This window comes from Azonexus hydrophilus (genome assembly GCF_001956855.1).
GTDB classification, from domain to species: Bacteria; Pseudomonadota; Gammaproteobacteria; order Burkholderiales; family Rhodocyclaceae; genus Azonexus; species Azonexus hydrophilus_A.
Genome location: NZ_MTHD01000001.1, coordinates 174,823 through 199,683, shown reverse-complemented (window position 1 = coordinate 199,683; position 24,861 = coordinate 174,823). Strand labels below are relative to the sequence as shown.

The following is a 24,861-nucleotide window of genomic DNA, read 5'->3' as shown; positions in this document are numbered from 1 at the left end:
CCTCTGTCAGTGCGCGGCGGGTCGGTGCTGCAACCGCGAATAGCGAATCACCCCATCGGCGTCGATGCTACGCGACAACCGACCGGCTTGTTCCAGATAGTTCAGATGGGCAATCGCTTCACCCATCGCGAACATCGTTTGGTGTGTATCGAGCGCCCGACCAAACAACACGTCGAGCAACCCGGCTGCGCTCTGCGGCGCGTGTTCACAGCTGTTCTCAAGCGCATGCAATCGTTCTTCGTGGTGCGCATGCAGTGCACCCACCCGCGCCTGCACCCCGGTAAAGGGCAGGCCGTGTGATGGTAATACCAGGGTCTGTTGCGGAATTTCCCTTGCCAGCACGTCCAGCGAATCGAGATACCAGCGCAGGGCATCGGCATCCGGCGTCGCTGCAAAAACGCTGATGTTGGTGGAAATTCTTGGCAAAAGCATGTCTCCGGAAATTAACACGCCGAGTTCAGCACAGTAAAGCGACATATGCTCCGGGGCGTGACCATAACCGATGATTGTTTGCCAGGTGTGACAATCGATCATCAGCGAATCCCCTGCCTTCACCCGCCGGTAGTATTCCGGCAGGGCTGGAACCGCCTTGCGATAGCCCGATCCGCGTTTCTCGAACCGGGCCAGATGCTCGCCATCCAGCCCATGCCGACGGAACTGCTCGACCATGAAGCGCGCACCGTGACCGCCAACTTCTTGCCAGACGGCATGCGCCGTCAGAAACTCGCCGCTGGTCATCCACAGTTCGGCACCGGTCTCCGCCATCAGCCAGGATGCCAGACCGAGATGGTCAGGATGAAAATGGGTGACGATCAGACGCTTGACCGGACCGTCAAGCCTGGCCAGGATGGCCTTCCAGGCAAGCTGCACTTCATCGGCGGGGAAACCGGTGTCGACGATGGTCCAGCCGTCACCATCACGCAGCAGCCACAGATTGATGTGATCCAGCTGGAAGGGCAGCGGCATGCGCAGCCAGAAGACACCGGGCGCGACTTCGCTCAGCTCCGCAGCTGCAGGAATCTCTGTAAAGGGGTAATTCAGGGACATGTTGTTCCGTTTCGTTTTTTTGCACAAGTTACCATACGGTAGCGGATTGAAAAAAGCTTCGTCATCTGCTTAACTTCGCGGCAACCAGGAGACATCATGAGCCAGCCGGCCACCTTCAGCATTTCCGACCTTGCCCGGGAATTCGCCATCACCCCGCGCACCATCCGTTTCTGGGAAGACCAGGGCATCCTCGCGCCGCAACGCGAGGGACAGAAGCGCATCTTCACCCGCCGCGACCGCGCCCGCCTGAAAATGGCCCTGCGCGGCAAACGCCTCGGCCTGAGCCTGGCCGAGATCAAGGATCTGATCGGCATGTACAACTCGACCGAGGATGAAACGCCGCAGCTGATGGAATGCCTGCGCGTCATGTCAAAACGCCGGGAAGCCCTGGAGCAGCAGCGCGAGGACATCGAAGCGATGCTCGCCGAAATCGGCCAGTTCGAGCAGCAGTGCGAAAAGGAACTGACGCGCAGGAAAAATGCGTGATTTTTTTTGCCGATTGGTTTACGTTAACGTCAACGTAAAACAAACCCACTGCCATGCACAAACCAGCCGACCCTGATTTTGCCGAACGCGTACTCGCCAGTTTCCAGCGTCAGAGTGCAATGGATCTGATTCAGGCCAGCATGCCGCTGATCGAATACGGCAGCACGGAAATACACGTCCCGCACTGGGACGGCATCGAACAGCAACATGGTTACGTCCATGGCGGCGTCGTCGGCATGATTGCCGATTCGGCCGCCGGTTATGCGGCGATGACCACGGTGCCGGCCAGCGCCTCGGTGCTGACCGTTGAATACAAGATGAACCTGCTCGCCCCGGCCGACGGTGAAAAGCTGGTCGCCCGCGGCAAGGTGGTCCGTGCCGGGCGCACGCTGATCGTCACCCAGGCCGAAGTCTTCGCCGTCAAGGACGGCAAGGAAACCCCCTGCGCGCTGATGCAGCAGACGATCATGGCCATGCATGGCAAGTCGGATAGCAAGACACCAAACAACAAACCGGAGACAAACCAATGAATATTCCCAGCCTCGACTTCGCCCTCGGCGAAGACATCAACCTGCTGCGCGATGCAGTGAAAGCCTTCGCCGACGCCGAGATCGCCCCGCGCGCCGCAGAGATCGACCGCGTCAACGAATTTCCCGCCGATCTGTGGAAGAAATTCGGCGACATGGGCCTGCTCGGCATGACCGCCGGCGAGGAATATGGCGGCACCAACATGGGCTACCTGGCTCACATCGTCGCGCTTGAGGAAATCTCGCGCGCCTCGGCCTCGGTCGGCCTGTCCTACGGCGCCCACTCCAACCTGTGCGTCAACCAGATCCGCCGCAATGGCAGCGAGGCGCAGCGGCAGAAATACCTGCCCAAGCTGATTTCCGGCGAGCATGTCGGGGCGCTGGCGATGTCCGAGCCGGGCGCCGGCTCCGATGTCGTGTCGATGAAACTGCGCGCCGAGAAGAAGGGCGACCGCTATGTTTTGAACGGCTCGAAGATGTGGATCACCAACGGCGGCGATGCCGACACCCTGGTGGTCTACGCCAAGACCGACATGGACGCAGGTGCCAAGGGGATGACCGCTTTCATCGTCGAGAAGGGGATGAAGGGCTTTTCCCACGGCACCCACCTCGACAAGCTGGGCATGCGCGGCTCCAATACTTTCCCGCTGTTCTTCGACGACTGCGAAGTGCCGGAGGAGAACGTCCTCGGCGGCGTCGGCCAGGGCACCAGGGTGCTGATGTCCGGCCTCGATTACGAGCGCGCCGTACTCTGTGGTGGCCCGCTCGGCATCATGGCGGCGTGCATGGACGTGGTCGTGCCCTTCCTGCACGAGCGCAAGCAGTTTGGTCAGGCGATCGGCGAGTTCCAACTGATGCAGGGCAAGGTTGCCGACATGTACTCGACCTGGCAGGCCACCCGCGCCTACGTTTATGCACTGGGCCGCGCCTGCGACACCACCGATCACAGCCGGACGCTGCGCAAGGATGCCGCAGGCGCCATCCTCTATTCCGCCGAAAAGGCCACCTGGATGGCTGGCGAGGCGATCCAGACGCTGGGCGGCGTCGGCTACACCAACGAATACCCGACTGGCCGTTTGTGGCGCGATGCCAAGCTCTACGAGATCGGGGCAGGCACCTCCGAAATCCGTAGAATGCTGATTGGTCGCGAACTTTTCGCCGAAACTGCATAAAACGCTCCCGCCGGTGCTCCCGGAACGGGGGCACCGCAACAAGGAGCCACACAGCATGACGATCACCCTGCGCACACTCACCGCCAACGATACCGACGCCCTCGAACAGGTGCGCCAGTACTTCCGCAACTATGCGGGCTGGCTGGGTGTCGACCTGTCCTACCAGAACTTCGACCAGGAAATGGCCTCGCTGCCGGGTGCTTACGCGACCCCGGAAGGCCGGCTGTTCTTCGCCGAAATCGATGGCCGGCCAGCCGGCTGCGTCGGCGTCCGCCCGTTCTCGGAGGGCGTCTGCGAAATGAAGCGGCTTTACGTCGCACCGGAAGAGCGTGGCCTCGGTATCGGCCGGGCGCTGGCGCTGGCTGCGATCAAGGCGGCCAAGGAGATCGGCTACAAGCGTCTGTTGCTCGACACCATGCCGAACATGCGCATGGCGGTGAAGCTCTATCGCGAACTCGGCTTCAACGAAGTCCCGGCTTACTACCCGACGCCGGTCGAGAACACCATCTTCCTGGCGCTCGACCTCGATAACTGGTCGGAAGAAGAAAACTGCAACGAGAACCTCTGCCACCTGTTCGACTACAACCGCGCCTGGGCCCGCCAGATGCGCGAGATCGACCCGACCTATTTCGACAAGCTGGCGCATCTGCAGAACCCGGAATTCCTGTGGATCGGCTGTTCCGATTCGCGCGTGCCGGCCAACCAGATCGTCGGCCTGCTGCCGGGCGAGGTCTTCGTCCATCGTAACGTCGCCAACGTCGTCGTGCACACCGACCTCAACTGCCTGTCGGTGATCCAGTACGCCGTCGACGTGCTCAAGGTGAAGCACATCATGGTCGTCGGCCATTACGGCTGCGGCGGCGTGCTGGCGGCGCTCAACCGTGCCCGCGTCGGTGTTGTCGATCTCTGGCTGCGCCATGTCCATGACGTGCATAACAAGCATCTGCCTGCGGTCGACGCGCTGCCACCGGAAAAACGCCACGACCGCCTGTGCGAACTCAATGTCCTCGAACAGGTGGTCAACGTCTGCCACAACCCGGTCGTCCAGGACGCCTGGCAGCGTGGCCAGCAGTTGACCGTGCACGGCTGGATCTACGGTCTCAAGGATGGCCACATGCACGACCTCGGCATCACCGTCGATACCCTGAACGACCTGCCAACCCGCTACGAGGCCGCGCTGCAGGCGCTGGTCGACTGAACACAGAATTCCCATAACAATCCGCAAGGAGAAAACAGCATGAATGACCCGATCGTTATCGTTTCCGCCGCCCGTACCGCCATGGGCAGCTTCCAGGGCGGTTTTTCCGGCCTGACCGCCGCCAATCTCGGCGCCGAAGCGATCAAGGCGGCCGTTGCCCGCGCCGGCATCGACGCCAACCTGATTGAAGAAGTCCTGATGGGCTGCGTCCTGCAGGCCGGCCAGGGCCAGGCGCCGGCCCGCCAGGCGGCATTGCAGGCCGGCCTGCCGCTGTCGGCCGGTTGCGCGACAATCCACAAGGTCTGTGGTTCAGCGATGAAGGCGACCATGCTCGGCCACGACGGCATCCTCGCCGGTTCCTACGGCGCCGCAGTGGTCGGCGGCATGGAGTCGATGACCAACGCCCCCTACCTGCTGCCCAAGGCGCGCGGCGGCTATCGCCTCGGCCACGGCCAGATGTTCGACCACATGTTCATGGATGGTCTGGAAGACGCCTACAGCAAGGAAACCCGCGGCCGCCTGATGGGGACGTTTGCCGAAGAGTGTGCGACCACTTACGGCTTCACCCGCGAAGCGCAGGACGCCTACGCCGTGCAATCGACGACCCGCGCGATCGAAGCCAGCAATAACGGCAGCTTCGCCTGGGAAATCGCCCCGGTTACCGTTGCCGGCCGTAAAGGCGATGTCGTCGTCGACAAGGACGAAGGCCCGTTCGCGGTCAACGTCGACAAGATCCCGACCCTGAAGCCGGCCTTCAAGAAGGATGGCACGGTCACCGCCGCCAACTCCTCGTCGATTTCCGACGGCGCCGCCGCCATGGTCCTGATGCGCGAATCGCAGGCCGCCAAGCTGGGCCTGGCGCCGGTCGCCCGCATCGTCGCCCACACCACCCACGCCGGCGTGCCGGCACTGTTCCCGTCGGCCCCGGTCGGCGCCATGCAGAAATTGTTCGCCAAAACCGGGTGGACCGCAGAATCGGTCGATCTGTTCGAAGTCAACGAAGCCTTCGCCGTCGTCGCCATGGCGGCGCTGCACGACCTCAAGCTCGACCCGGCCAAGGTCAATGTGCATGGCGGCGCCTGCGCGCTCGGCCACCCGATCGGCGCTTCCGGCGCCCGCATCGTCGTTACCCTGCTCGGTGCGCTGAAGAAGTACGGCAAGAAGCGCGGCGTTGCCTCGCTGTGCATCGGCGGTGGTGAAGCCACGGCCCTCGCGGTGGAAATGCTCTAAGTGCCGCAACAGGCCCGGACCCTGACCTACGCCAAGCTGGTGGCAGCAATGGCGATGTGGGGCGGCACCTGGATTGCCGGGCGGGTGATCGCCCAGGAACTCAGTGCCCCACTCGCCGTCGCTGCGCTGCGCTTCGTCATTGCCGGCCTGGTGGTCGGCAGCGTCATGCTGATTTCCGGTGGCGGCATCCCGCTGCCGCAGGGTCGGCAGGAATGGGCGCTGGTCTGGGCGCTGGGCTTTTTCGGCATCTTCCTTTACGGCCTGTGCTTCTTTTTTGGCCTGCAGCACATTCCCGCCGGGCGCGGCGCGCTGGTCGTCGCACTCAATCCGGTGGTCATCGTGCTGCTTGCCTGGCTGACCGGCAAGGAAGGCATGAACCCGCGCAAGGCGCTGGGCAGCGTCATCGCGCTGGCTGGTTGCCTGACGGTGATCGGCAACGGCGATCCGCTGGCCCTGGTACAGGGCTCGGTCGGCATCGGTGAATGGCTGATCATCGGCTGCGTGCTCAGCTGGACCGCCTATACCTTCATCGGCTGGCGCGCCACCGGCCGTTTCTCGGCGCTGGCGACAACGCTGTACGCCTGCTTCACCGGCGCCATCCTGCTCGGGCTGGCGGCGCTGGTGCAGGGCGACATCAACCCGGCCGCCTGGTCGTGGCGGGTGTGGACGGGCATGTTCTTCCTCGCCGTCTTCGGCACCGCCATTGCCTACACCTGGTTCACCGCCGCCGTACAACAGCTCGGCGCCGGCCACGCCTCGGTCTTCATCAATCTGGTCCCGGTATTCGCCGTCCTGCAGGCAGCGATCCTGCTCGACGAACGCCTGGGCCTGCCGGTACTTTTCGGCGGGCTGCTGGTGATTGCCGGGGTCTGGCTGACCACATTACAAAAACCAACTCTGGAGAAAACAGCATGATTCTGACGCAAGAACAGGAAATGATCCGCGACACGATGCGCGCCTTCGCGCAGGAGCGCCTGGCGCCCTTCGCCGCCGAATGGGACCGCAACCACACCTTCCCGGCCGATGCGCTGAAGGAACTGGGCGAACTCGGCGCGCTGGGCATGGTCGTGCCCGAAGAGTGGGACGGCGCCGGCATGGATTACATGTCGCTGGTCCTGACGCTGGAAGAAATCGCCGCCGGCGATGGCGCCACCTCGACCATCGTCTCGGTCCAGAACTCGCTGGCCTGCGGCATCACGCAGAAATACGGTACCGATGCGCAGAAGGAAGAATGGTTGAAGCCGCTCGCCCGCGGCGAAAAGCTCGGCTGCTTCTGCCTGACCGAGCCGCATACCGGCTCGGACGCCGCCGCGATCACCACCCGCGCCGACAAGGATGGCGACTTCTTCGTCCTCAATGGCGTCAAGCAGTTCATCACCACCGGCAAGCACGCCCAGATGGCCATCGTCTTCGCGGTGACCGACAAGGCCGCCGGCAAGAAGGGCATTTCCTGCTTCCTGATTCCTTGCAATACCCCGGGTTTCATCGTCGGCCGCACTGAAGACAAGATGGGCCAGCACGCTTCCGATACCGTGCAGATCATCCTGGAAAACTGCCGCGTGCCGGCCTCGGCGCTGCTCGGCAAGGAAGGCGAAGGCTACAAGATCGCCCTGTCCAACCTCGAAGCCGGCCGCATCGGCATCGCCGCGCAGAGCATCGGCATGGCCCGTGCCGCGTTTGAAGCCGCCGTGCGCTACGCCAAGGAGCGCGTCACCTTCGGCGTGCCGATCATCGACCACCAGGCAGTCAACTTCAAACTGGCCGACATGAACACCCTGCTCGACGCCGCCCGCCTGATGGTCTGGCGCGCCGCGCAGTTGAAGGATGCCGGCAAGCCCTGCCTGAAGGAAGCCTCGATGGCCAAGATGTTCGCCTCGGAAGCGGCCGAAAAGATCGCCTCCGACGCCATCCAGATCCACGGCGGCGTCGGCTACACCAGCGACTTCCCGGTCGAGCGCATCTACCGCGACGTGCGCATCTGCCAGATCTACGAAGGCGCCAACGACATCCAGCGGCTGGTGATCGGCCGTTCGATCGCCGCCGAGTAAGCCAATACTGCGGTCGACCGGTACACAAGACAAAAAACCGGCGACCGCTTTTCCCCGAATGGAGACAAACATGAACGAAACAGCAGACAAGGCCCCGATCGATTTCTGGTTCGACTTCTCCAGCCCCTACGGCTACCTGCTGGCCGAGAAGATCGACGACGTCGCCGCCCGCCACGGGCGCAAGGTCAGATGGCATCCGATCCTGCTCGGCGTCATCTTCCAGGCCACCGGCTCACGGCCGCCGGCCGACGGCAGCAGCGCCAGGGCCAAATACGTTTATCGCGATTTCCATCGCTCCGCCCGCCACATGGGCATTCCCTACAATCCGCCCAGCCGCTTCCCGCTGCCGACGCAGAACGCGGCCCGCGCCTATTACTGGCTGCACGGCCAGGATTGCGCACTGGCCCGCCAGTTCGCCCACGCCGTCTATCGCGCCTTCTTCGTCGACGACCTCGACATCTCCTCGCCCGACACCGTGCTCGATATTGCCGGAAAACTGGGCGTCGACCGCGAAACCCTGGCCGCCGCACTGCAAAGCCCGGAAATCAAGGCCCGGCTCAAGGATGAATGCGAACAGGCGCTGGCCACCGGCGTTTTCGGCTCGCCGCACGTGATCATCGACGGCGAACACTTCTTCGGCGCCGACCGCCTGCCGCAAATCGAGCACTGGCTCGAAAGCGGCGGTTTTTAAAGTAGTCCACACGAGAATCATGAAAAGAATCTGTGTCTTCTGCGGCTCCAATGCCGGCCACAACCCGATCTACCCGGCCGAGGCCGAGAAGCTCGGCCGTCTGCTCGCCGCCCGCAACATCGAGTTGGTCTATGGCGGCGGCAACATCGGCCTGATGGGCGCCGTCGCCGATGCCTGCCTGGGCGCCGGCGGCACGGTCATCGGCATCATTCCGGAAGCCCTGATGGGCAAGGAAGTAGCCGGCCGCGCCGTCGATCACCGGACGCTGACCCGGCTCGAAGTCGTCGATTCCATGCACACCCGCAAAGCGCGCATGGCCGAGTTGTCCGATGGCTTCATCGCCTTGCCTGGCGGCTTCGGCACCTTCGAGGAACTTTGCGAAATCCTCACCTGGGGGCAACTCGGGTTTCACGTGAAACCGATCGGCCTGCTCAACGTAAACGGCTTCTACGACCCGCTGCTAGCGATGTTCGACCGCGCTGTCAGCGATGGCTTCCTGCGCGAGCAGAACCGGGCGATGGCGTTGACCGCCACCGATATCGAAGCACTGCTTGCCGCCATGGCCGCCTATCGGGCCGAGCCGGTGAACAAGTGGCTGAAAGAGGAAAAGCAGTTGTAGTACGGCGACACCCCATTGATTCAGGACACACAAACAAAAAAGCGAGGAGACATGAGTACCCTGAAAACCCAACTGAATCCGCGGAACGCCGATTTCCAGGCGAACGCGGCGGCCATGCGGACGGTTGTTGCCGACCTGCGTGAAAAAGTCGACAAGATCGCCCTCGGCGGTCCGGAAGCTGCACGCCAGAAGCACCTGGCGCGCGGCAAGCTGCTGCCGCGCGAGCGGGTCAACGGCCTGCTCGACCCCGGCACCCCCTTCCTCGAGATAGGACAATTTGCGGCGTACGGGATGTACGGCGGCGACGTGCCGGCAGCCTCGGTGATCGCCGGCATCGGCCGCGTCGAGGGCGTCGAATGCATGATCGTCGCCAACGATGCCACCGTCAAAGGCGGCACCTACTACCCGCTGACCGTCAAGAAACACCTGCGCGCCCAGGAAATCGCGCTGGAAAACCGGCTGCCCTGCGTCTACCTGGTCGACTCCGGCGGCGCCTTCCTGCCGATGCAGGACGAGGTCTTTCCGGACAAGGAACACTTCGGCCGCATTTTCTTCAACCAGGCCAACCTGTCGGCGCAAGGCATCCCGCAGATCGCCGCCGTCATGGGTTCGTGCACCGCCGGCGGCGCCTACGTGCCGGCCATGTGCGACGAGTCGATCATCGTCAAGAACCAGGGCACGATCTTTCTCGGCGGCCCGCCGCTGGTCAAGGCGGCAACCGGTGAAGTCGTCTCCGCCGAAGACCTCGGCGGCGCCGATGTGCATACGCGCATTTCCGGCGTCGTCGACCACCTGGCCGAGAACGACGCGCACGCACTGGCCATCGCCCGACGCATCATCAAGGACCTGAACTGGAAAAAGACCCCGCCGGTGACGTTGACCGCAGCAGTCGAGCCGCGCTATCCGGCGCCGGAACTGTACGGCGTCATTCCGACCGACAGCAAGAAACCCTTCGACGTGCGCGAAATCATCGCCCGCGTCGTTGACGATTCCGACTTCGACGAATTCAAGGCCCGCTACGGCACCACGCTGGTCTGCGGCTTCGCCCGGATTTACGGTTACCCGGTCGGGATCGTTGCCAACAACGGCATCCTGTTTTCGGAATCGGCACTGAAAGGCGCGCATTTCATCGAACTCTGCGCCCAGCGCGGCATTCCGCTGGTTTTCCTGCAGAACATCACCGGCTTCATGGTCGGTCGCAAGTACGAGAACGGCGGCATCGCCCGCGACGGAGCCAAGATGGTGACGGCCGTGGCCACGGCGAAAGTGCCGAAATTCACCGTCGTCATCGGCGGCTCGTTCGGCGCCGGCAACTACGGCATGTGCGGCCGCGCCTATTCGCCGCGCTTCCTGTGGATGTGGCCGAATGCCCGTATCTCGGTGATGGGCGGCGAACAGGCGGCCGGCGTGCTGGCCACCGTCAAGCGCGACGGCATCGAAGCCCGGGGCGCCTCATGGAACGCCGAAGAGGAGGAAGCCTTCAAGGCCCCGATCCGCGAGCAGTACGAAACACAGGGCCATCCTTATTACGCCTCGGCGCGGCTGTGGGACGACGGCATCATCGACCCGGCGGATACGCGGCGGGTACTTGGTCTTGGGCTGTCGGCGGCGATGAATGCGCCGGCAGAAGAGACGAAGTTCGGTATTTTCCGGATGTAAATCAAGCACGGGCCCTCAAGCCAACACAAGCAAATAAAACAAGGAGACAAACCCATGCCCTTCCTAGCCCTCGAAATCGAACTCGCCGGCCCGGTCGCCACGATCTGGATGAACCGCCCCGACCTGCACAACGCCTTCGATGAAAACCTCATCACCGAACTGACCGCCGCCTGCAAGGCGCTGGATGACGACCGCGACGTGCGCGTCGTGATCCTCGCCGGCCGGGGAAAAAGCTTCTCCGCCGGCGCCGATCTCAACTGGATGAAGCGCGCCGCCAACAACGGCATCGACGAGAATCTCGACGATGCCCGCGCGCTCGCCAACATGCTGCGCGTGCTGGCCGAGATGAAGAAGCCGACCATCGCCCGCGTCCAGGGCGCCGCGCTGGGTGGCGGCACCGGCCTGACCGCCGCCTGCGACATCGCCGTCGCCTCGACCCGGGCGTTCTTCGCCACCTCCGAGGTCAAGTTCGGCATCATCCCGTCGGCCATCAGCCCCTACGTCGTGCGTGCCATCGGTGCCCGCCAGGCCTACCGCTACTTCCAGTCGGCCGAGCGCATCGCCGCCGAACGCGCCTATCAGATCGGTCTGGTGCATGAAGTCGTCGAGCCCGAGCAACTGGACGCCAAGGTCGCCGAGATCGTCGCCGCATTGATCCAGGGCGGCCCGCTCGCCCAGGCCGCGGCCAAGGAACTGATCCGTGCCGTCGATAACCAGCCGATCAACCAGACGCTGGTCGAGGACACCGCCCACCGCATCGCCCACCTGCGCGCCACGCCGGAAGCGAAGGACGGCATCGCCGCCTTCCTCGACAAGCGCTCGCCTGCCTGGATCGGGGAATAAGCCATGTTCAACAAAATCCTCATCGCCAATCGCGGAGAAATCGCCTGCCGGGTGATTAAAACCGCTCGTCGCATGGGCATCCGCACCGTCGCCGTCTATTCCGAGGCCGATGCCAACGCCCGCCATGTGCGCCTGGCCGACGAAGCCGTCCTGCTCGGGCCGGCGGCCGCACGCGAGTCCTACCTGGTCGCCGACCGGATCATCGATGCCTGCAAGCGCACCGGCGCCCAGGCAGTGCATCCCGGCTACGGCTTCCTGTCCGAGAATGCCGATTTCGCCGACGCACTGGCCGCCAGCGGCATCGCCTTCATTGGCCCGCCGGCGTCGGCGATCCGCGCCATGGGCTCGAAATCGGAAGCCAAGAAACTGATGGGCACGGCCAACGTGCCGCTGACCCCGGGCTACCACGGCGACGACCAGCGGCCGACGCTGCTGCACGACGAGGCCGAGAAGATCGGCTACCCGGTGCTGATCAAGGCCGCGGCCGGTGGTGGCGGCAAGGGCATGCGCCTGGTCGAGAAATCCGAGGATTTCCCCGATGCACTCGCCTCGTGCAAACGCGAGGCCATTTCCAGTTTCGGTGACGATCACGTGCTGATCGAGAAATACATCACCAAGCCACGCCACATCGAAATCCAGGTCTTCGCCGACACGCTGGGCAATTGCGTCTATCTGTTCGAGCGCGACTGCTCGGTGCAGCGCCGGCACCAGAAAGTGCTGGAAGAAGCCCCGGCCCCCGGCATGACCGAAGCGCGCCGGCGCGAAATGGGCGAAGCCGCCGTCGCCGCTGCCAAGGCAGTCGGCTATGTCGGCGCCGGCACGGTCGAGTTCATCGCAAATCAGGACGGCAGCTTCTACTTCATGGAGATGAACACCCGGCTGCAGGTCGAACACCCGGTCACCGAAATGATCACCGGCCAGGATCTGGTCGAGTGGCAATTGCGCGTCGCTTGCGGTCAACCGCTGCCGCTGGCCCAAAACCAGTTGCAGATTCGCGGCCATGCGCTGGAAGCGCGCATCTACGCCGAAGACGCCAACAAGGGCTTCCTGCCCGCCACCGGCAAACTGGTGCGGCTGGTGCCGCCGGCCGAGTCGATCAACGTCCGCGTCGATACCGGCGTCGAGGAAGGCGACGAGATCACGCCCTTCTACGACCCGATGATCGCCAAGCTGATCGTCTGGGACGAAACCCGCGACGGCGCGCTGGCCCGCATGCGCAAGGCGCTGGCCGACTATCGCGTCGCCGGCCTGACCACCAACATCGACTTCCTGTCCCGCCTCGTCGCCTGCCCCGCCTTCGCCGGCGCCGACCTCGACACCGGCCTGATCGAACGGCAGAAGGATTTCCTCTTCCCGGCCGCCCAGCCAACGCCGCGCGATGCGCTGCTCGTCGCCACCGTCGGCGAACTGCTGTGGGAACAGCACGCCGCTCGCCAGGTCGCGAAAAACAGCGGCGACCCCTGGTCGCCCTGGCACGCCCGTGACGGCTGGCGGATGAACCTGTCGGCAGCGCGCACCATCAGTTTCCGCACGGCGCAGGACAGTGACGGAGACACGCTGATCGACGCCGTCATCCGCTACCAGGGCGACCAGTGGCAGATCACCCTCGCCGGGACAACAACGCTGGCCCGCGGCCGCAAGCTGGACGACGACCGCTTTGCCGTCGAACTCGACGACCGCCGGCTGATCGCCAGCGTTGTTGCGGTCGACGACAAGCGCACGGTATTTTTGCAGGGAAGCACGTACTCACTCCTGCGCGACGACCCGCTGCACCGCGTCGACGCCGGCGACAGTCATGGCGGCGGCCTGACCGCGCCGATGCCCGGCAAGATCGTCGCCCTGCTCGCCCAGCCCGGCCAGAAAGTGGAAAAGGGCACGCCGCTCTTGATCCTCGAAGCGATGAAGATGGAACACACCATCACCGCCCCCGCCACCGGCACCGTCAAGGCCTTCTGCTACGCGCCCGGTGAGCAGGTTGCCGATGGTGCGGCGCTGGTCGAGTTCGAAGGGGATGCCTGATGCCAATGCCAACGAAGGTCAAGATCGTCGAAGTCGGCCCGCGCGACGGCTTGCAGAATGAAAAGCAGCTGGTCCCGACCGAAACCAAGATCGAGCTGATCAACCGGCTGGCCGATGCCGGGCTGCGCGTCATCGAGGCGACTTCCTTCGTGTCGCCGAAATGGGTGCCGCAGATGGGGGACAACAGTGCGGTGCTGCAAGGCATCACCCGTCATCCTGCTGCGGTCTACCCGGTTCTGACGCCAAATTTGCAGGGATTCGACGCCGCCATGCTGGCCGGCGCCACCGAAGTGGCGATTTTTGGTGCGGCATCCGAGAGTTTTTCGCGCAAAAACATCAATTGCTCCATTGCTGAGAGCCTGAAACGCTTCGAACCGGTGGTTTCTGCTGCTTCGGCGCTGGAAATCCGGGTACGCGGCTATGTTTCGTGCGTCGTTGGCTGTCCGTACGAAGGGGCGGTCGATCCGCAGAAAACGGCGGAAGTGGCGAAGATTCTCTACGCCATGGGCTGCTATGAGGTCTCGCTCGGCGACACCGTCGGCGTCGGCAATCCGGCCAGCATCGCGCGGATGATCGAGGCCTGCGCGCGGGTCGTGCCGATCGAGCGACTGGCCGGTCACTATCACGACACCTACGGCATGGCGATCGCCAACATCCACGCTTCGCTGCAACTGGGCATGGCAACTTTCGATGCCTCGGTTGCCGGCCTGGGCGGCTGTCCGTACGCCAGGGGCGCGTCCGGCAACGTGGCGACGGAGGATGTTGTTTACCTGTTACACGGTCTGGGCATTGAAACCGGCATCGATCTGGATAAACTGGCGCAGGTGGGAAGCTGGATTTCCGGCATCCTCGACCGCCCGAACGGCGCCAAGGCCGGCCGGGCCATTTGCGCCGGAATGACCGAGTGAGCCTGATCTCCGCTTTAGCCGACCTGCTGAAACCCGTCCCCCCGCCTGACCCGGCCGTTGCTGCCGCGCTTGATCGCGTCATCGGCATGGTCGATCCGCTGGTGCGCGCTGCGCCCCGACTGGAAAGACATCTGCTTGGCGCCGTCGAACACGCGCTCGGCTACTGTCAGGGCCTGGTCGCCGCGCTGCCCGGCCCGATCGAGATCAACCGCCGCAGTTTCGCCAACGACTTGCTGGTACACGCGCTGTTTGCCAGCCCCGCCGACATCGAGGACATGCTCGGCCGCAGCCAGGCCGTGCGTGATTTTCTCGACCGTCCGGAATGCTGGGCCAGCGACTGCTTCTGCGCCATGCTGGCGGCCCGCCGCCAGCAGAAACGGCAGTTCGGCATGGCCCAGCAAGGCAATATCATCCGCGCCGACGTGCCGCAGGAAATTGTCTATTTTTCCGACCAGACGCTGATCGAACCCTGCTGCGATCTCGACACAACCCGTGACCGGTTGCAGGCGAAGGCGCTGGAAAGTCTGCTGCAGGCATTCAATGCCCACGTAGACAATCTGCGCCGGGAACGCGAAAGCCTGCGTGCCGACCTGTCGGTCGAACATGCCTGGCAGCACCACAACGTCAGCGACGAGGAAAAACACACCCGGCACCTGGTCGAACTCGATGTGCAGTTGCGCCAGAACGGTGAAGCGCTGATGCCGGAAAACCTGATCGAAGTGCTGGCGGACTTCCTGCGTCACCCGGAAACAGCACTCAGCCTGACGCCGGTGAGCATTTGCATCGACCGCATGGGCATCGTGCACGATGCCGGCCAACCCGACGAAGACGCGCAGACCATCAGTTTCCCGGAACTTTCCAGCCGCGACAGGCGTCAGCATCTGGCCACGCTGGTGCGCATTTCCCGCGAGGAAGCCCTCGCCGCCGTCAACCGATCCCGTGATCGCCAGAAACGTTACATCCTCATCTGATGCAAACCCTGCCTGCCTCACCCTGCATCAACATCTGCCGCATGGACCCGGATAGCGGTCTGTGCAGCGGCTGTTTCCGCACGCTCGATGAAATCGCCAGTTGGTCGCGACTGGATGCCACAGCCCGGTTGTCTGTTCTCGACGCTGTCGACATCCGGCAGCGCAGCCAGCAAACCTCCCCACCCGCCCGGCTGCCATGAACGAAGACCAGGAAGCACGCTATCAATGCGTCGGCATCTGCATGACCGACCCCGACTCCGGCTACTGCCTCGGTTGCGGGCGCCCCCCTGAAACCGAACCGGGCATTGTTGCTGAGGTCGTACTGCCGGTTGCCGGGTTACCGACGCACGGGACGGATCCGGACAGTACGGAATGAGCGTACAACTTCCGGACAGCCTGCTGGTTCTCGAACGCGGCTGGCTGTCGGCGAACAACATCCTGTGCTTCGACGGTGACCAGGCAACCCTCATCGACAGCGGCTACGTCACCCATGCCGCCCAGACCGTCGCGCTGGTTGGCGAAGCCTTGTGCGGTCGACGCCTCGATCGCCTGATAAACACCCATTCGCACTCCGACCACATTGGCGGCAACGCTGCCGTACAAGCCAGGTTCGGCTGCGAGATCATCGTCCCTGCCGGCCTGCATGCGACCATCGCCAAATGGGACGAGGAAGCGCTGCTGCTGTCGCCACTGGGACAACAGGCCGCGCGCTTCCAGCATGACCGGCTGATCGCTGCCGGCAGCGAACTGGAGATGGGCGGGCTGAACTGGCAGGCGATTGCGGTTCCTGGTCACGACATGGAAGCGCTGGCCTACTACAACCCGGAAAAGCGCATCCTCATTTCCGGGGATGCGCTGTGGGAAAACGGCTTCGGCGTGATTTTCCCTGAACTGCTCGGCGAGGCCGACGGCATCACGGCAACGCGGGCCACCCTGGAAATGCTCGCCCGCCTGCCGATCGACATCGTCATTCCCGGCCACGGCGCGCCATTTGCTGCGGTCGACGCCGCCCTGACCCGTGCTTTCAGCCGCCTGGATAGTTTTGCCGCCAGCCTCGACAAGCTCGCCTGGCATGCGATCAAGGTGCTCGTGGCCTTCGCCATCATGGAAAGACAACGCCTGCCAGCTGCCGATTTCGATGATTTCGTGCTCGGCCTGCCCTTCGCTGTCGATCTCAACCAGCGCTATCTGGGCCTCCCGGCAGACGAACTATCACAACGCCTGAAACTGGAATTGCAGCGTAGTGGCGCGCTGCTGCAACACGATGGATTCATGACGATACGCTGACAAAAGTCATAGCCCCAACTTATAATTAAATACTTATAAGATTAAATTCGGGAGGGGCTCATGAGTTTTCGCAATCGTCTTTTGCTGGGCATGGCATTGATCATCGCGGCCTTCATTGCCGCCATCGTCGTTTCCTACAGCGGACTGCGCGCCACATCGACCAGCTTCGGCGAGTTTCTCGACGGCACCGGCGCCCTGCGTCAGGATTACAGCGAGATGTACGCCCAGGGCTTGCAGATGGGCCAGGCGCTGCGCAACATCACCCTCGACCCGGAAAACCCGAAGGCTTACAAGAACCTCGAGAAAGCCCGCGACGATTTCGCCAAGGCGCGCCAGTCGGCGCTGGTCCGGGCTGCCACGGTCGAAGGCTTCGCCAGTTCGCTGGCGGCGCTGGAAGCAATGGCCGCCGCACAAGCCGAAGCGCAGAAGGAAGTCATGGCGGCGCTGAAGGAAGGTCGCCTCGATGATGCCAAGTCGCTGATCAACACCAAGGAAACACCTGCCTGGCGCAAGCTGAAGCAGGCGCTGCTCGACGACCTCGATGTCCTGACGCAGAAGACGCAGGAAGAGCGCAGCCGGGTTACCGAGGCCGCCGAACATCGTCAGCTGATCACCTTGCTGCTGACCGCGCTGGCCATCGTTATCGGGGGCGTCAGCGCCTTCACGACGCTGGCCTATGTCCGTCGGGAACTCGGCGGCGAGCCGGCCTATGCGCGCGAAGTGGCCCACGCCGTCGCCACCGGCGACCTGAGCCAGGCAATCACCGTCAGCAGCGGCCAGCAGGACAGCCTGCTCGGTGCGCTGGCCAGCATGCAGACCCAGTTGCGCCAGCTGGTCGGCACCCTGGCGGAACACGCTCGCGACGTCGAACAGAGCGTCCAGCGGGTCAACGATGCGACGCAGCAGGTTAGCGCCGGCAGCGAACAGCAGTTGAGCTATGCGCAAGACATGGTCAGCAACGTCCATAACCTGGCCAATGGCCTGAAGGACGTCATGCAGGCGGTCAACGAAGCCGAACGCATCGTCGGCGAATCGAGCGACACGTCCAGCAACGGGGCCGAACTGGCCAGCCGGGCGGCAACGGAAACCGAGGCCATGGCCGGTTCGGTCAAAACCACGGCCGCGCACATTCAGGAACTCGGCGCCCAGTCGGCCAGGATCAGCTCCATCCTCGGCGTCATTTCAGACATTGCCAGCCAGACCAATCTGCTCGCCTTGAACGCGGCAATTGAAGCCGCCCGTGCCGGCGAACAGGGGCGTGGTTTTGCCGTGGTTGCCGACGAGGTACGCAAACTGGCGGAACGGACTGCGCAGTCCACCGCCGAAATTTCCTCGATGGTGGAAAGCATCCAGTCCGGCACCCAGCGCGCGGTGGAAGGCATGGAATCGGGGCTGCTGCAGGTTGGTGAGAGTGTCGAACTGTCAAACCAGTCGCGCGATGCCTTCAACCGGATGAAAGGCAGCTCGCAGGATGTCAATCTCGTGGTGCAGCAGATCGCCCGGGCCATCAGTGTCGAAAACGACAACGAACGGGCAATCGAATCGCATGTCGAACAGGTGCGCAACCTGATCGAGCAGAACGATCAGGCGCTGCGCAAGGTGGTGGACACCGCCAGCCGGCTGAATGCAGTCTCCGCTGCGCTCACCCAGGCTATCTCGCGTTTCCGCCTGTAGGCATCAGGCGGTTTTCGGCAGGGCGCGCCGGACCAGGTGCGCCCAGTAGGCAACACCCAGCGTCAGCAGTTCGTCGTTGAAGTCGTAGTGCGGATTGTGCAACGTGCAGCCGCCGGTGCCCGGCCCGTTGCCCAGCCAGACGTAACAGCCCGGTTTTTCCTTGAGCATGTAGGCGAAATCCTCGGCGCCCATGGACGGCAGGATGTCGGTCAGCACCTTGTCTTCGCCAAACACTTCAGCCGCCACCTGCTGGCAGAACTTCGCCTCGGCCACGCTGTTCACCGTCGGCGGATAGCGATGGTCGAAACGAACACTGATCTGCGCGCCGTTGGCCGAGGCGATGCCGCTGCACAGGCGCTCGATGGCGCGCTCGACGGCTTCCTGCACCTCCGGCTTGAAGGTGCGGATGGTGCCGCGCATCACCACTTCCTCGGGAATGATGTTCCACGCCTCACCGGCATGGAACTGAGTAACGCTGACCACCGCTGCGTCGCAGGGATGCAGCGTGCGGCTGACCACGGTCTGCAGCGCCTGCACCAGCTGCGCGCCGGTGACGATGGCGTCGATTCCCTGGTGCGGCATCGCCGCGTGACAGCCGTGTCCGCGTACGTGCATTTCGAAACCACAGGTACCGGCCATCACCGGCCCCGGCATCGCCATCATTTCGCCGACCGGGATCCCCGGCCAGTTGTGCAGCCCGAACACGGCATCGACCGGAAACTGTTCGAACAGCCCATCCTCGATCATCACCGCCGCCCCGCCCTCGGACTCCTCGGCCGGCTGGAAGATGAAGACGGCCGTGCCATCGAAATCCGGATTCAATGCCAGATGGCGGGCCGCGCCAAGCAGCATCGCGGTATGGCCGTCGTGGCCGCAGGCGTGCATCTTTCCGGGATGCTTCGAGTGGTGCGGGAATTCGTTCATCTCGGCCAATGGCAAGGCATCCATGTCGGCGCGCAGGCCGATCATCCGCGTTGACGTTCCGGCTTTCAGCACACCGACCACGCCGGTGCGCGCCATGCCGCGATGGACTTCCAGACCGTAGCGCTGAAGCTCACGCGCGACGATGTCGGCAGTCCGGTATTCGTCGAAGGCCAGTTCCGGGTGCGCGTGGATGTCGCGGCGCAGTGCGGTCAACTCGGCCAGAAAGGGCAAATCGGGAAGGGGGATGTTCGGGCTCATGCGTGTCTCCTTTTTTGCCTATTATGCCGCGGCTTGCGGTGGCGCTGACCCTTCATTATGCTCTGCCCCATGGAACTCATTCTCATCAGCGGACTTTCCGGCTCCGGCAAGTCGGTCGCCCTGCATCTGCTGGAGGATGCCGGTTATTACTGCGTAGACAACCTGCCGGTGGTGATGCTGACGGTGCTGGTCGGCATGCTCCAGGAAGAAAAGGTGCGCAAGGTGGCGGTTGCCATCGACGCCCGCTCCGGTGGCGGCATCGGCCTGCTGCCGGAAAAACTCGGGCGCTTGTCGGCCGAAGGCGTACGACACAATTTCCTGTTCCTGCATGCCAGCGAGGAAACGCTGCTCAAGCGCTATTCCGAATCGCGCCGCCGGCATCCGCTGGCGACCGAGAACCAGACACTGGCCGAAGCCATCCGCCGCGAGAGCGAAATGCTGGCGCCGATTTCCGATCTCGGCCACCGCATCGACACCAGCGGCTTGAAGGCCAACGCGCTGCGCGAATGGGTACGCCAGTTCATCGAAGCCGAACCCGGCCAGGGGCTGACGCTGATGTTCCAGTCCTTCGGCTTCAAGCACGGCATCCCGCTCGATGCCGACCTGGTTTTCGACGTGCGCTGCCTGCCCAACCCGCACTACGACCCTGAACTTCGGCCGCTGACCGGTCGCGACCGGGCGGTCGCCGACTTCCTCGAAAGCGAGCCTGAGGTACTGCGCATGCGCGCCGACATCGCCCGTTTCGTTACCGACTGGCTGCCCTGCTACATTCGCGACAACCGCAACTACCTGACGGTGGCGATCGGTTGCACCGGTGGCCAGCACCGCTCGGTGTACCTCGCCGAAACACTGGCCCGCGAGTTTGCCGGCCAGGCCCGCGTGCTGGTCCGGCACCGCACGCTGGCCGGTTGATGCACTGGCTGGCACTGTTCCGTCCGGGCGACTGGCTGACCGTCATCGCCGGCGCCGCGCTGGTCGGCTTGACGATCCCGCTGTTCTGGCAGGGCGGTCTGGCCGACCGGGCAATCATCCGCCAGGAAGGCCAGGTTTTCGCCGACATCGACCTCAAGGCGAAAAAGCAGATTGAAGTCCCCGGACCGCTCGGCATCACGCTGATCGCCGTCGAACCCGGCCGCGCCCGCGTCGTCTCCGACCCCGGGCCACGCCAGTACTGCGTCAAGCAGGGCTGGCTGATGCGCCCGGGCGAAATCGCCATCTGCGCCCCCAATCGCGTCAGCCTGCAGATTACCGGCCGCACCAAGGTCTATGACTCGATCAGTTACTGAGCTGACGGTTACCCCGGAAGACCGGCGCGTTGCCTGGCTGGCGACCGCGGCGGTCGGCCTGTCGCTGGTCGACGCAGCAATTCCTTCGCCGCTGCCCGGCGTCAAGCCGGGGCTGGCCAACATCATCACGCTGGTCGTGCTGTTGCGCTACGGCTGGGGCACGGCAGTCTGGGTCAGCGTCCTGCGCGTGCTCGCCGGCAGCCTGTTGCTCGGCTACTTCCTCGCCCCCGGTTTCTTCCTGTCGCTGAGCGGAACCACGCTCAGCCTGCTCACCCTCGGCGCCGCCCGCCATCTGCCGGCGCGCTGGTTCGGGCCGGTCAGCCTGTCCATCCTTGCGGCTTTCGCCCACATCGGCGGCCAGTTGTTGCTCGCCCGGTTCTGGCTGATCCCGCACGACGGCGTCTTTCTGCTGACGCCGGTGTTTGCCGGCGCGGCACTGGTGTTCGGCACCATCAACGGTCTGATCGCAGCTAAACTGCTGGCTGATACGCCCGCTACGGATTCCCCACGATGAGCAAAACCGTCTGCCTCGCCCTGACCGGTGCTTCCGGCATGCCCTACGGCCTGCGCCTACTGGAAAGCCTGCTGGCGGCTGGCTGTCGCGTGCAACTGCTGTATTCGCAGGCAGCACAGATCGTCGCCCGCCAGGAAATGGATTTCGAACTGCCGTCACGGCCGGCCGACGCCCGGGCAGCGCTGATTTCGCGTTTTCCTGCGGTCGACCGCGAAAATCTGCAGGTTTTCGGCCGCGAGGAATGGTTTGCCCCGGTCGCCTCGGGCTCCAATCCGCCCGACGCGATGATCGTCTGCCCCTGTTCGATGGGCACGCTGGCGTCGATCGCCCAGGGCTTGTCCGACAATCTGATCGAACGCGCTGCCGACGTCGTCCTCAAGGAAGGCCGCAAGCTGGTGCTGGTTCCACGTGAAACGCCGTTTTCGGCCATCCACCTGGAAAACATGCTGCGCCTGGTGCGTGCCGGCGCGGTCATCCTGCCGCCCAGCCCGGGTTTCTATCATCACCCGCAAAGTGTTCAGGACATCGTCGACTTCGTCGTTGCCCGGGTCCTCGATCAGGTCGGCGTCAGCCACACGCTGATGCAGCGCTGGGGCGAGGAGCGCTGACATGGGCTGGTTCGACTTCGTCCGCTCGCCCGATGGCGGCAGTGTCGAAACCCTGCATATCCCGCTGTTTCCGCTCAATACCGTGCTCTTCCCCGGCGGCATCCTGCCGTTGAAGATCTTCGAGCAACGCTATCTGGACATGGCTGCCGCCTGCCTGAAGGCAAACTCACCGTTCGGCATCTGCCTGATCGAAGCCGGCGGCGAAGTCGGTGAAGCGGCTGTGCCGCATCCGGTCGGTACGCTGGCCAGCATTGCCAACTGGGAGATGGAACAGCTCGGCATCCTGCAGATCAATGCCATCGGTGGCCGGCGCTTCCGCATCATCGGCCACGAAGTCGGTGCCAGCAAACTGCTGGAAGCGACTGTCGAACTCCTTGTCGACCAAGAGGCGCCGCTGCCGCAGAACCGCGAACGCCTGCTGCCACTGCTGCAACGCGTGGTCAGCGACCTCGGCCCGGAACGCATGCCGCCACCGCACCGTTACGACGATGCCGGCTGGGTCGGCTATCGCATCACCGAAGTGCTGCCGGTACAGAACCTGGCCAAACAGAAGCTGCTGGAACTGGATGACCCGCTCGCCCGCCTGGAAATCCTGGAAAAATTCCTCGACCAGCGCAAACTGCTGGGCTAGAACTTCTCCGCCCGCAGCACCTGCACGTCCGACAGAAAAACAACCAACTGGTAGCTGGTGAAGTACTGCGTCTCCAGGTGGCGAACCACCGCTTCGGCAACCGCCTCATCGCACAAGACCTCGACCCGGATGTTGGCGCTCGCCGGCCAGGCCGCATCGCGCCGGCCGTGTGCGCCGCTGCCACGGGCATCGGAAATGGTGTAACCGTGTGCGCCGAATTGCGGCAACTCCTTTTCCAGGCGCTTTTCCAGGGCCGCTTCGCAGACGATGGTCAGCAACTTGCGGGTTTGCAGCGGGCGGTTCATGCGAAGACTCCATGCAGGGTGGTGGCCAGCCAATGATAGGCCGGAATGCCGACCAGCAGGTTGAACGGGAAGGTAATGCCGAGCGCGGCGCCGATCGACAGGCCCGGATTGGCTTCCGGCACGGCGATACGCATCGCCGCCGGTGCGGCGATGTAGGAAGCACTGGCGTAAAGCGTCGCCAGCAGCGTCGTGCCGCCGACCGACAGGCCGAGCAATAGGCCGGTAGTGATGCCCAGCGCCGCCGACACCAGTGGCATGACGATGGCGAAGCCGGCCAGGAACCAACCGGCCCGGCGCAGATCGCCGATGCGGCTGGCGGCGACCAGACCCATTTCGAGCAGGAAGATCGCCAGCATGCCCTTGAACAGGTCGAAGAAAAGCTTGTCGAGCGGCTTCAAGTCTTCGCTGCCGGCCACCCAGCCAATCGCCAGGCCACCGAGCAGGAGGACGATGCTCTTGCCGGCAAACACCTCGTGCAGCACCTTGCCCCAGTCGCTGCCCGGCGCACCGCGCCGGGCCAGCCAGATGCCGATCATCAGCGCAGGAAACTCAAGCAGCACGAGGAACACCGTCAGGTAACCCTCGGCCACCTCGCCCTGACCGATCAGGTAGGTGCTGCCGACGGCGAAGGTAACGACGCTGACCGATCCATAGTGCGCGGCAATCGACGCCGCATCGGCACGCGGCAGCTTGCCCAGACGGGCCAGCACCGGGTAGGCAATCAACGGGATCAGTGCGCCGGCCAGCACGACACAGGCAGCAGCGAATACCAGTTCGCTGACCGGATAGCGCGCCAGCTCGACACCGCCCTTCAGGCCAATTGCCAGCAGCAGGAAGATGCTCAGCGACTCGTAGAGGACAGCGGGGATGCGCAGGTCGGAACGGATCAACCCGGCCAGCGCGCCGAGCAGGAAGAAGAGAATGACGGGTTCGAAGGGCATGAAGACAATCCGGCAGGCGGCAAAAAGCCGCGACGGCGTGACTATCCCTTTTGCCATCGATTAAATCCAATTAAACTTTAGCCAACTTCCATTTGCTTTGACTTATATGAACCGTCGCCAGATCACCCAGCGCCAGCTCGAAACCTTCGCCACGGTCGCCCGCCTCGGCAGTTTTTCGCGCGCCGCCGAGACGCTGCACCTGACGCAGCCGGCAGTCTCGATCCAGGTCAAGCAACTGAGCGAAACAATCGGCCTGCCGCTGTTCGAGCAGATCGGCCGCGACATCCGCCTGACTGCCGCCGGCGAGGAACTGCAGGCGACGGTGCGGGCGCTCGACGACGAGTGGGCGCGCTTCGACTCGGCCATCGGTGCCCTCTGGGGCATGCACAGCGGCCGCCTGCGGGTGGCGCTGGTGACCACCGCCAAATACTTCCTGCCACGCATGCTCGGCGCTTTCTGCCGCCGCTACCCACACATCGACGTCCAACTGGAGATCACCAACCGCGCCGGCGTCGTCGCCCGCATGCGCGGCAACGAGGACGACCTCTACATCATGTCGCTGCCGCCGACTGACATGGACATCGTCGTCCGCCCCTTCCTCGACAACCCGCTGGTCGTCATCGCCCCGCTCGGCCATCCCGCCGCCGACCGGCGGTGCACGCTCGACGAACTGGCCGGTGAATCCTTCCTGCTGCGCGAACCGGGTTCCGGCTCGCGGGCCGCCATCGACCGCCACCTGCAGAAACTGGAAAAAGCGCTGCAGGTGCGCCTGACCGTCGCCAGCAACGAAGCCATCCGCGACCTGGTCTCCAGCGGCCTCGGCCTGTCCATCCTGTCCCGCCACTCCCTCGCTGCCAACCCCGCCGACGACGGCATCTGCATCCTCGACGTCGAACATTTCCCGATCCAGCAACCGTGGTCGATCGTGCATCTGAAAGGCAAGGTGCTGTCGTTGCCGGCGCAGGCTTTCATGAGCGAACTTGTGCAGGCAGCCGGGATCAATTGACAACAAAAA

The 24,861-nt window shown here is 63.9% G+C and carries 28 protein-coding genes; 24 read left to right on the top strand and 4 right to left on the bottom strand.

All coding sequences use genetic code 11. The annotated features are described in order from the left end of the window. Positions 1–6 precede the first annotated feature (6 nt). Positions 7–1,047 (bottom strand): MBL fold metallo-hydrolase, encoded by a 1,041-nt coding sequence (locus BJN45_RS00970; protein WP_076092456.1) that lies wholly within the window; start codon positions 1,045–1,047, stop codon positions 7–9. A gap of 96 nt (positions 1,048–1,143) precedes the next feature. Between BJN45_RS00970 and BJN45_RS00965 the strand changes: the two genes are divergently transcribed. The 18 genes from BJN45_RS00965 to BJN45_RS00880 all read left to right on the top strand — a co-directional run bounded on the left by BJN45_RS00965 (position 1,144) and on the right by BJN45_RS00880 (position 18,379). Next, a complete protein-coding gene (locus BJN45_RS00965) occupies positions 1,144–1,533 on the top strand; it encodes a MerR family transcriptional regulator (RefSeq protein ID WP_028994025.1) in 390 nt (129 codons plus the stop codon). Positions 1,534–1,586: 53 nt separating this feature from the next. After that, positions 1,587–2,063, top strand: coding sequence for a PaaI family thioesterase (locus BJN45_RS00960; RefSeq protein ID WP_076091188.1), 477 nt, complete (start codon positions 1,587–1,589; stop codon positions 2,061–2,063). Next, positions 2,060–3,232 carry an isovaleryl-CoA dehydrogenase gene (locus BJN45_RS00955; RefSeq protein ID WP_076091186.1) on the top strand — a complete coding sequence of 391 codons (1,173 nt, stop codon included), beginning with the start codon at positions 2,060–2,062 and terminating at the stop codon, positions 3,230–3,232. Before BJN45_RS00960 ends, BJN45_RS00955 begins: the two co-directional genes overlap by 4 nt. A gap of 55 nt (positions 3,233–3,287) precedes the next feature. Continuing rightward, positions 3,288–4,430: a carbonate dehydratase gene (gene can / locus BJN45_RS00950; RefSeq protein ID WP_076092454.1), complete on the top strand. Its 1,143-nt coding sequence runs from the start codon at positions 3,288–3,290 to the stop codon at positions 4,428–4,430. A 39-nt stretch (positions 4,431–4,469) separates the two neighbouring features. After that, on the top strand, positions 4,470–5,660 hold the full coding sequence (locus tag BJN45_RS00945; RefSeq protein ID WP_076091184.1) for an acetyl-CoA C-acyltransferase: 1,191 nt from the start codon (positions 4,470–4,472) through the stop codon (positions 5,658–5,660). Next, positions 5,661–6,575 carry a DMT family transporter gene (locus BJN45_RS00940; protein ID WP_083650708.1) on the top strand — a complete coding sequence of 305 codons (915 nt, stop codon included), beginning with the start codon at positions 5,661–5,663 and terminating at the stop codon, positions 6,573–6,575. Beyond that, a complete protein-coding gene (locus BJN45_RS00935) occupies positions 6,572–7,708 on the top strand; it encodes an acyl-CoA dehydrogenase (RefSeq protein ID WP_076091182.1) in 1,137 nt (378 codons plus the stop codon). The genes BJN45_RS00940 and BJN45_RS00935 overlap by 4 nt, the downstream gene beginning before the upstream one ends. A gap of 70 nt (positions 7,709–7,778) precedes the next feature. After that, positions 7,779–8,399 carry a 2-hydroxychromene-2-carboxylate isomerase gene (locus BJN45_RS00930; RefSeq protein WP_076091180.1) on the top strand — a complete coding sequence of 207 codons (621 nt, stop codon included), beginning with the start codon at positions 7,779–7,781 and terminating at the stop codon, positions 8,397–8,399. Between the two features lie 19 nt (positions 8,400–8,418). After that, entirely contained in the window at positions 8,419–9,018 is a 600-nt protein-coding gene (locus BJN45_RS00925) for a TIGR00730 family Rossman fold protein (RefSeq protein ID WP_076091178.1), read from the top strand. A gap of 51 nt (positions 9,019–9,069) precedes the next feature. Next, a complete protein-coding gene (locus tag BJN45_RS00920) occupies positions 9,070–10,677 on the top strand; it encodes a carboxyl transferase domain-containing protein (RefSeq protein WP_076091176.1) in 1,608 nt (535 codons plus the stop codon). A gap of 54 nt (positions 10,678–10,731) precedes the next feature. Next, on the top strand, positions 10,732–11,520 hold the full coding sequence (locus tag BJN45_RS00915) for an enoyl-CoA hydratase/isomerase family protein (protein WP_076091174.1): 789 nt from the start codon (positions 10,732–10,734) through the stop codon (positions 11,518–11,520). A 3-nt stretch (positions 11,521–11,523) separates the two neighbouring features. Beyond that, positions 11,524–13,539 carry an acetyl/propionyl/methylcrotonyl-CoA carboxylase subunit alpha gene (locus tag BJN45_RS00910; protein WP_076091172.1) on the top strand — a complete coding sequence of 672 codons (2,016 nt, stop codon included), beginning with the start codon at positions 11,524–11,526 and terminating at the stop codon, positions 13,537–13,539. Next, positions 13,539–14,447, top strand: a complete 909-nt coding sequence (locus tag BJN45_RS00905; protein ID WP_076091170.1) for a hydroxymethylglutaryl-CoA lyase — start codon at positions 13,539–13,541, stop codon at positions 14,445–14,447. Before BJN45_RS00910 ends, BJN45_RS00905 begins: the two co-directional genes overlap by 1 nt. Beyond that, positions 14,444–15,418 carry a hypothetical protein gene (locus tag BJN45_RS00900; RefSeq protein WP_076091168.1) on the top strand — a complete coding sequence of 325 codons (975 nt, stop codon included), beginning with the start codon at positions 14,444–14,446 and terminating at the stop codon, positions 15,416–15,418. Before BJN45_RS00905 ends, BJN45_RS00900 begins: the two co-directional genes overlap by 4 nt. Continuing rightward, on the top strand, positions 15,418–15,618 hold the full coding sequence (locus tag BJN45_RS00895; RefSeq protein WP_076091166.1) for a DUF1289 domain-containing protein: 201 nt from the start codon (positions 15,418–15,420) through the stop codon (positions 15,616–15,618). Before BJN45_RS00900 ends, BJN45_RS00895 begins: the two co-directional genes overlap by 1 nt. Next, positions 15,615–15,794: a DUF1289 domain-containing protein gene (locus tag BJN45_RS00890; protein ID WP_076091164.1), complete on the top strand. Its 180-nt coding sequence runs from the start codon at positions 15,615–15,617 to the stop codon at positions 15,792–15,794. The genes BJN45_RS00895 and BJN45_RS00890 overlap by 4 nt, the downstream gene beginning before the upstream one ends. Continuing rightward, positions 15,791–16,705: an MBL fold metallo-hydrolase gene (locus BJN45_RS00885; protein ID WP_076091162.1), complete on the top strand. Its 915-nt coding sequence runs from the start codon at positions 15,791–15,793 to the stop codon at positions 16,703–16,705. Before BJN45_RS00890 ends, BJN45_RS00885 begins: the two co-directional genes overlap by 4 nt. A 60-nt stretch (positions 16,706–16,765) precedes the next feature. Next, positions 16,766–18,379: a methyl-accepting chemotaxis protein gene (locus BJN45_RS00880; RefSeq protein ID WP_076091160.1), complete on the top strand. Its 1,614-nt coding sequence runs from the start codon at positions 16,766–16,768 to the stop codon at positions 18,377–18,379. A 3-nt stretch (positions 18,380–18,382) separates the two neighbouring features. On the opposite strand, the gene BJN45_RS00875 is transcribed toward BJN45_RS00880, so the two are convergent. Next, complete coding sequence (locus tag BJN45_RS00875) at positions 18,383–19,561, bottom strand: M20 aminoacylase family protein (RefSeq protein ID WP_076091158.1); 1,179 nt, start codon at positions 19,559–19,561, stop codon at positions 18,383–18,385. Between the two features lie 69 nt (positions 19,562–19,630). Here BJN45_RS00875 and rapZ point away from each other — a divergent pair, with 69 nt between their 5' ends. Genes rapZ through BJN45_RS00850 form a run of 5 tightly spaced genes read left to right on the top strand, consistent with a single transcriptional unit; the run spans position 19,631 to position 22,600 of the window. After that, positions 19,631–20,473, top strand: coding sequence for an RNase adapter RapZ (rapZ, locus tag BJN45_RS00870; protein WP_076091156.1), 843 nt, complete (start codon positions 19,631–19,633; stop codon positions 20,471–20,473). Beyond that, positions 20,473–20,847: a NusG domain II-containing protein gene (locus BJN45_RS00865; protein ID WP_076091154.1), complete on the top strand. Its 375-nt coding sequence runs from the start codon at positions 20,473–20,475 to the stop codon at positions 20,845–20,847. The genes rapZ and BJN45_RS00865 overlap by 1 nt, the downstream gene beginning before the upstream one ends. After that, on the top strand, positions 20,828–21,361 hold the full coding sequence (locus tag BJN45_RS00860) for a Gx transporter family protein (protein ID WP_076091152.1): 534 nt from the start codon (positions 20,828–20,830) through the stop codon (positions 21,359–21,361). Before BJN45_RS00865 ends, BJN45_RS00860 begins: the two co-directional genes overlap by 20 nt. Beyond that, positions 21,358–21,969: a flavin prenyltransferase UbiX gene (locus BJN45_RS00855; RefSeq protein WP_076091150.1), complete on the top strand. Its 612-nt coding sequence runs from the start codon at positions 21,358–21,360 to the stop codon at positions 21,967–21,969. The genes BJN45_RS00860 and BJN45_RS00855 overlap by 4 nt, the downstream gene beginning before the upstream one ends. A gap of 1 nt (position 21,970) precedes the next feature. Continuing rightward, positions 21,971–22,600 (top strand): LON peptidase substrate-binding domain-containing protein, encoded by a 630-nt coding sequence (locus BJN45_RS00850; protein WP_076091148.1) that lies wholly within the window; start codon positions 21,971–21,973, stop codon positions 22,598–22,600. Here BJN45_RS00850 and BJN45_RS00845 read toward each other — a convergent pair. Both BJN45_RS00845 and BJN45_RS00840 read right to left on the bottom strand, forming a co-directional pair. Next, complete coding sequence (locus BJN45_RS00845; RefSeq protein WP_076091146.1) at positions 22,597–22,905, bottom strand: P-II family nitrogen regulator; 309 nt, start codon at positions 22,903–22,905, stop codon at positions 22,597–22,599. The genes BJN45_RS00850 and BJN45_RS00845 overlap by 4 nt on opposite strands. Next, entirely contained in the window at positions 22,902–23,903 is a 1,002-nt protein-coding gene (locus BJN45_RS00840) for a sodium-dependent bicarbonate transport family permease (protein ID WP_240494467.1), read from the bottom strand. Before BJN45_RS00840 ends, BJN45_RS00845 begins: the two co-directional genes overlap by 4 nt. Positions 23,904–23,952: 49 nt before the next feature. Between BJN45_RS00840 and BJN45_RS00835 the strand changes: the two genes are divergently transcribed. Then, positions 23,953–24,852, top strand: coding sequence for a LysR family transcriptional regulator (locus tag BJN45_RS00835; protein ID WP_076091142.1), 900 nt, complete (start codon positions 23,953–23,955; stop codon positions 24,850–24,852). Positions 24,853–24,861 lie beyond the last annotated feature (9 nt).

Coding starts and splice junctions, on each gene's coding strand:
- BJN45_RS00875 (WP_076091158.1), bottom strand. CDS start 19,561: ATGAGCCCGAACATCCCCCTTCCCGATTTGCCCTTTCTGGCCGAGTTG.
- BJN45_RS00860 (WP_076091152.1), top strand. CDS start 20,828: ATGACTCGATCAGTTACTGAGCTGACGGTTACCCCGGAAGACCGGCGC.
- BJN45_RS00855 (WP_076091150.1), top strand. CDS start 21,358: ATGAGCAAAACCGTCTGCCTCGCCCTGACCGGTGCTTCCGGCATGCCC.
- BJN45_RS00935 (WP_076091182.1), top strand. CDS start 6,572: ATGATTCTGACGCAAGAACAGGAAATGATCCGCGACACGATGCGCGCC.
- BJN45_RS00925 (WP_076091178.1), top strand. CDS start 8,419: ATGAAAAGAATCTGTGTCTTCTGCGGCTCCAATGCCGGCCACAACCCG.
- BJN45_RS00885 (WP_076091162.1), top strand. CDS start 15,791: ATGAGCGTACAACTTCCGGACAGCCTGCTGGTTCTCGAACGCGGCTGG.
- BJN45_RS00930 (WP_076091180.1), top strand. CDS start 7,779: ATGAACGAAACAGCAGACAAGGCCCCGATCGATTTCTGGTTCGACTTC.
- BJN45_RS00850 (WP_076091148.1), top strand. CDS start 21,971: ATGGGCTGGTTCGACTTCGTCCGCTCGCCCGATGGCGGCAGTGTCGAA.
- BJN45_RS00880 (WP_076091160.1), top strand. CDS start 16,766: ATGAGTTTTCGCAATCGTCTTTTGCTGGGCATGGCATTGATCATCGCG.
- BJN45_RS00955 (WP_076091186.1), top strand. CDS start 2,060: ATGAATATTCCCAGCCTCGACTTCGCCCTCGGCGAAGACATCAACCTG.
- BJN45_RS00915 (WP_076091174.1), top strand. CDS start 10,732: ATGCCCTTCCTAGCCCTCGAAATCGAACTCGCCGGCCCGGTCGCCACG.
- BJN45_RS00835 (WP_076091142.1), top strand. CDS start 23,953: ATGAACCGTCGCCAGATCACCCAGCGCCAGCTCGAAACCTTCGCCACG.
- rapZ (WP_076091156.1), top strand. CDS start 19,631: ATGGAACTCATTCTCATCAGCGGACTTTCCGGCTCCGGCAAGTCGGTC.
- BJN45_RS00910 (WP_076091172.1), top strand. CDS start 11,524: ATGTTCAACAAAATCCTCATCGCCAATCGCGGAGAAATCGCCTGCCGG.
- BJN45_RS00945 (WP_076091184.1), top strand. CDS start 4,470: ATGAATGACCCGATCGTTATCGTTTCCGCCGCCCGTACCGCCATGGGC.
- BJN45_RS00865 (WP_076091154.1), top strand. CDS start 20,473: ATGCACTGGCTGGCACTGTTCCGTCCGGGCGACTGGCTGACCGTCATC.
- BJN45_RS00965 (WP_028994025.1), top strand. CDS start 1,144: ATGAGCCAGCCGGCCACCTTCAGCATTTCCGACCTTGCCCGGGAATTC.
- BJN45_RS00920 (WP_076091176.1), top strand. CDS start 9,070: ATGAGTACCCTGAAAACCCAACTGAATCCGCGGAACGCCGATTTCCAG.
- BJN45_RS00890 (WP_076091164.1), top strand. CDS start 15,615: ATGAACGAAGACCAGGAAGCACGCTATCAATGCGTCGGCATCTGCATG.
- BJN45_RS00840 (WP_240494467.1), bottom strand. CDS start 23,903: ATGGCAAAAGGGATAGTCACGCCGTCGCGGCTTTTTGCCGCCTGCCGG.
- BJN45_RS00845 (WP_076091146.1), bottom strand. CDS start 22,905: ATGAACCGCCCGCTGCAAACCCGCAAGTTGCTGACCATCGTCTGCGAA.
- BJN45_RS00895 (WP_076091166.1), top strand. CDS start 15,418: ATGCAAACCCTGCCTGCCTCACCCTGCATCAACATCTGCCGCATGGAC.
- can (WP_076092454.1), top strand. CDS start 3,288: ATGACGATCACCCTGCGCACACTCACCGCCAACGATACCGACGCCCTC.
- BJN45_RS00905 (WP_076091170.1), top strand. CDS start 13,539: ATGCCAATGCCAACGAAGGTCAAGATCGTCGAAGTCGGCCCGCGCGAC.
- BJN45_RS00970 (WP_076092456.1), bottom strand. CDS start 1,047: ATGTCCCTGAATTACCCCTTTACAGAGATTCCTGCAGCTGCGGAGCTG.
- BJN45_RS00960 (WP_076091188.1), top strand. CDS start 1,587: ATGCACAAACCAGCCGACCCTGATTTTGCCGAACGCGTACTCGCCAGT.